This window comes from Helicobacter labacensis, from assembly GCF_003660285.1.
Taxonomy (GTDB): domain Bacteria; phylum Campylobacterota; class Campylobacteria; order Campylobacterales; family Helicobacteraceae; genus Helicobacter; species Helicobacter labacensis.
The window spans coordinates 1-4,165 of sequence record NZ_QXQQ01000045.1 but is presented as its reverse complement, the minus strand read 5'-3'; the positions used below and the strand labels follow the sequence as shown (position 1 = coordinate 4,165).

Annotated in this window: 5 protein-coding genes and 1 pseudogene; 2 read left to right on the top strand and 4 right to left on the bottom strand. The window is 43.2% G+C overall.

Going from position 1 to position 4,165, the window contains the following annotated elements; all coding sequences use genetic code 11:
* Positions 1-60: 60 nt before the first annotated feature.
* From EAO33_RS09675 to EAO33_RS08765, 3 genes and pseudogenes are all read right to left on the bottom strand, one after another.
* Complete coding sequence (locus EAO33_RS09675) at positions 61-720, bottom strand: hypothetical protein (RefSeq protein ID WP_235853166.1); 660 nt, start codon at positions 718-720, stop codon at positions 61-63.
* A gap of 225 nt (positions 721-945) precedes the next feature.
* Positions 946-1,323, bottom strand: coding sequence for a hypothetical protein (locus EAO33_RS09670; RefSeq protein ID WP_205589747.1), 378 nt, complete (start codon positions 1,321-1,323; stop codon positions 946-948).
* A 17-nt stretch (positions 1,324-1,340) separates the two neighbouring features.
* Positions 1,341-2,444 (bottom strand): annotated as a pseudogene (locus EAO33_RS08765) (tyrosine-type recombinase/integrase).
* On the opposite strand from EAO33_RS08765, the gene EAO33_RS08760 reads away from it, so the two are divergent.
* Positions 2,438-2,632, top strand: a complete 195-nt coding sequence (locus EAO33_RS08760) for a hypothetical protein (protein ID WP_120946400.1) — start codon at positions 2,438-2,440, stop codon at positions 2,630-2,632. The pseudogene EAO33_RS08765 and the gene EAO33_RS08760 overlap by 7 nt on opposite strands.
* Positions 2,633-3,283: 651 nt before the next feature.
* On the top strand, positions 3,284-3,577 hold the full coding sequence (locus tag EAO33_RS08750) for a hypothetical protein (protein ID WP_120946396.1): 294 nt from the start codon (positions 3,284-3,286) through the stop codon (positions 3,575-3,577).
* A 127-nt stretch (positions 3,578-3,704) separates the two neighbouring features.
* Here EAO33_RS08750 and EAO33_RS08745 read toward each other — a convergent pair whose 3' ends face one another.
* The gene (locus EAO33_RS08745) at positions 3,705-4,094 is read right to left on the bottom strand and encodes a hypothetical protein (RefSeq protein ID WP_162982280.1); all 390 of its coding nucleotides are present in this window, start codon (positions 4,092-4,094) and stop codon (positions 3,705-3,707) included.
* Between the last annotated feature and the right edge of the window lie 71 nt (positions 4,095-4,165).

Genomic DNA, 4,165 nt, shown 5'->3' with positions numbered 1-4,165 from the left:
AGTCATCCGCTGGTCAAGACAAGGTGGGGCGAACGCGAGTGGTAATATCCGGAGGTAGAATCAAAGCACGGGATCAGGCATACCATATCTATTTTTAGAAGAGTAGGTTTCTAACTCCTTATCCCTGTCCTTGTAATTAACCATCTTAGTTCTATCCACACCACTCAGCCCAATCCTGTATTCTCTTTTGTAGACATCTGCCACTAATGCAGAGTGCATCGCCATCGTTTTATTTAAAAACAATAGTTGGTTAGTGATTTCTCGCAGATAAGCAAGGGTAAGAATTTTAATCTTCTGATTATAGTCTGCTAGCACTTGGGATTGAGCATCCTTATCCTTAGCCCCTGCTAGAGCTTCTTGAAACTCTTTGGTAGTTTGATCTAGCTCATTAGAAAGCTTGTCTCTAGCAAGCAAGATAGGCTCACAAGTATTGGTGTCTGGATTCTCTTTACAATACTGAATTTGTTGTTTGTTATCATTAGCATTCTTATCTGTTACACCTAAATCAGCCTTGAGTGTGTCCAATCTTGCAATCAGGGGCTGGATTTTTTCATTGAGCTGTTGTTCTTGTTTGATTTTCTTTTTGAACTTAGCCACAGCCCTTTTAAGTCTTTCTTGATTGGCTGCTGTATAATCCCCCTCTAAGATTGCCTTAGCTTCTGTAGTGTAGGAATTATCCATATCCACTTCATCACGCACTTCATTGAGACTCTGACACACCATAAAGCCATAGACCTCCCCGTGATTTCATCCCTCAAATTCTGATAAGTGGAAAAGGTGCTATCATCACTGAGGGCGTGTAGTAACGCCTTAGCGTCCTTAACCAACATTGTCTCTGCACCAGTGCCTACAATCGCCTTGCTTAAATCAGTTGCCTTGTAGCTCAGTTTGTTAATATCCAACCACGGACACTCTTTTTGTAGATACTTGTCTCTGAGCTTGTCTCTAGTCAAAGTTCTCTACAGCCTGTTTCAAGTCTTCATAATTAGCCTGAATGCTAGCAATTTGGCTTTTGAACTGATCGAGCAATCTCATAGGATTGGCAATGGTGATCGCAGAACCACTAATAAGGGCGTTTGCCTTGTTCATAAGATCATTGACTTTGTTTAATTGAGCGATTTGCTCTTGGGCTTTAGAAATCATCTCCTCGTATTTTCTAATCCCATCTACCATCTTGCCTATCATCGTGCTCTGTTGGCTATTAGTGGTGGCTAAATGCGCATTCGCTTCTGCATCATAGGTGAGCATACCAGCAGCTAGAGCATTAGAGACAAGAGTGCTAGAGAGAATAAGGGAAAAAAGAGGTTTGTGTGTCCATTGCATTATCTTGGCATTATAGCCTAGCTTTTCTTAGATTGTTGAGCTTGTAAAAGCGTGTCAAATACACAAGCGACCTTTTTGTTGTGTTCTTGGGTGGTGTGGATGTGTGGATATAGACTTTCGTAGAGAGGAGGGATTTATGCCCTAGAGCTCTGCTAGTTAGGACCAAATCCTGTGTCTCTTGGTAGATGAGTGTAGCAAAGCTATGCCTAAAAAGGTGTAAGCCCGTGCCGTATGTCTGATAATGCTCAATCTGAGAGCGTTTGAAAATCTTGGCAATGAAGTTTTTGAGTTGGCAAGTCCTTTGGGATTGTGTGGCTTTTTTAAAAAGAAACACTCCATTGAAGTATTGTAGTCTCTTGGGGTCATTCATCCAAGCGTGCAAAGCCTACTCTAAGATGGATTTTCTAATGTAGGCTTTTCTCTCTTGCTTGTTCTTGCCCAGCACGAGGATAGAGTAGTTTTGCTCATCAGGCTTGATATTTTTAAGCTCCAAATTAAGCACTTCGTTTTTTCTAAGACCGCCCAGTATCACAAGCAACAAGATACATTTGTTGCGTTTTTCACAGCTAGAGTGGGGTTGATACTCTAGTAGTGTTTGGATAAAGTTTCTTAAGTCTTGGGCATTCAAGTGTTTGGGCAAGGCTGGGTTGTTTGTGCAAAAGCAAGGTTTTTTAGAGGGAAATCAAAAAGTTGTATCCGCGTTTTCTATCCAAATAGTCAAAGAATTGTCTCAGATACATCACATACTTAGCCATAGAACTTGGTTTTCTGGTCTGGGCTAGTCCAAAGAGAAAGCTAATCACTTGTTCTTCTGTAAGGCTTCTCAAGCTCTTTAGCTTGATGTGGGCTTTGAAGTGTGTGAAAAACAAGAACAAGATGCGCATCATCAATATATGCTTGATTCCTTGATTGTAAAGAGCGTGGCACAGACTCTCTAATGTGCTGATGTGTTGGCATTTCAACATTTCCTCTTGGTAACAGATCACCTTAGCCATATCTTCTAAAGCCTGCACGGGTGTGAAACTTTTGATCTTGTAGTGTAAAAATGCCCTGATATTCTCAAAAAGCTCTCTTTGTGTCTTGCTCAAGCGTAAAGCTGGATTAGTTGTTATTTTTGCCATTTTCATCTCCCTTATTGAGTTTGTTAAAAGAATACATCCAAGAGTTTAAAAAAGACAATCAAGATTTAGATCACACCTTGCAAACCCATCTCATCGATCTGAGCGATCCTAGTGTGTTGGGCGATTACAAAGCTTTTTTAAAAATGCGGGCTAGGGCGATCATGGGCAAGATTAAGCAGATGACTTAAGAGTCTAGGTCAAAACTATCAGCAAAGTAACCCCCACTTAGAGCAAACCCTAGCCACCCATTTAATAGACTTGAGCGATTCGCGTGTGTTAGAGGATTATGACGCGTTTTTATCTATGCGCGCCAAAGCCATTTTAGATCAAATCCGCGTTCTAACCTGAAAAGGCAGAATTCTAATGCATGCCTTTAAAGCGCGTTGATGGGGGATTTAAGCGCGCCCAATGCGTAAAATCTAGCCCTTCCCCTAAATGAGAGCGAAATACAAGAACTTCTAGATCAACTAAGTAGCGCGCTCTAAAAGGAATACACTTGTGAAAACCCCCTGCGCTCTCCATGTTCTTAGCGTTATTGGCGTGGATTTAACGCTCGCGTTTTTGCGCCTCTTGTGCGCTAGGTGTAGCACCCATATTAGCTTAATGGTTGGGCTTGGACGCGTAGCGTTCACCTTAAGATGCTGGCGCGCTGAAAGTTACGCGCAATTTCTAAAGGCTAACCCCACGCGCCCACTAGTTGCGCGCCTATTTATACTATATGGACGCTACGCGTCTAGCGCATTAATAGGGCTAAAAGTGGGCACTACTTTAACGCCTATTGCACTAATAACAGGGGGTGCACACCCCCGCTAGACTGGGGTTGCCGCTGTGAATTACAAATGTGGAGCGAAAGACAATTAGAAAGAAAGGGGCACAAGGTAACGCCCCAAGAAAAGCGCAAACTCACGCCAGTGGACGCTATGCATCCAGCGCGCTTAAAGCGCAAAAACGCCGGGCTAAGCCCACACCAACAAGACTTTCAACATGGGCGCGCGGGCTATGAAGCTAATGTCTACCACTTTCTAGCCCAATTCTTCAACACCAAGTTACAAAGATACTCCCAAAACCCCCAAGCCACTAGCCTGCTTAAAAATCTCTTGCAAGACATCAGCGCAAAAAAAGGCGCGCTTTAAGGCTCTTGTTAGGCTATCTAAAAACCCCCACAATTCTATGCGCTTTGCAACCCTTAGCCCACAAGTGGCACAAGATTTAGGTATCAAACCCCTTATCGCGCTTAGAGGAGCCAGCCTAAAGTGCCCATTATCTTCCTTTCAATAGGACTGGAGCACATCTGCAGGGACTTCCCCCTAAAGCTCTAAGCTGGTTGATTTGTTGCTCCAAGAAGGTTAATAAAACACTCTGATTTTCTGCCATTCTAGCGGCGTTCTCCTCCCTACTTCTGAGCTTGAGCGCGCTTAAGTTCTTGGCGTCCTCTATGGTCTGGTTTGTGGTTTTCCCCTTATTCATCGCGCGCGCTAGAGAATAGATGTATTGGTTAATGGAGTTATCTGTCTGGGCTAGCTCTAGGTCAATGCCTACCACTCCCCCGGTTTTTTGATTAAGCCACCTTTTAAAGCCATTCCACTTCCCGCTATTGTCCTGCACCTTGTGGATAATATCATCCCCTTTGCATACATTAGGTTTATCCACCACTACACCAACACACATGGTTTGACTCCAGATTGTTTAAACATGGATGAGATATGGCAAAACACAGATAG